Below are 488 nucleotides of genomic sequence, written 5' to 3'. Positions count from 1 at the left end.
GCTTTCTACTCTATTTACTGACTTACTATCTGCTCAATCGATCTGTATTTACAGACTGCTATGCATCAAACTGGATCTGCGCTAAATCCTTTTCACAAAGGTATTCCAATCTTTTGGAAAAAATTTGCTTCTCCAAATAAATACCTTTCCTTTGATGATACAGCCCTTCTTTAACGCAGCCTTGCTCCTGTTTCTCCGTCAATAATCTGGCTAGGCGTTTTCTGCTTACCTATCAATCCGCCTACAACCCAGACTTTCCTGCCAAACTGTCTTCTGACTTCCCTTTCCGTTTTGCATGCCCGTTTTCCTGCACGATTGCATGAAGTAGAGACTAAAGGCATTTCCAAAACCTGACACAAACGCCTTGCACCTACATGCGCAGGAACTCTGACAGCCAATTTACTGCGTCCTTTTCCACGCAATGATGGCAATACTTTTTTGCCGACCGGCAATAAAAAAGTTTTCGGAGCAGGCCATGCTTCATGCAG

General features: G+C 43.4%; 1 protein-coding gene. It reads right to left on the bottom strand.

Annotation, left to right across the window (positions count from 1 at the left end; translation table 11 throughout):
* Positions 1 to 170: 170 nt before the first annotated feature.
* Positions 171 to 488: L-threonylcarbamoyladenylate synthase (locus ACTHUM_RS19085; RefSeq protein WP_440403848.1), on the bottom strand; the 318-nt coding region annotated here is incomplete at its 5' end.

The organism is Neisseria sp. P0021.S006, assembly GCF_051956895.1.
The sequence above is the reverse complement of the archived record's forward strand: the minus strand, read 5'-3'. Positions and strand labels throughout refer to the sequence as shown.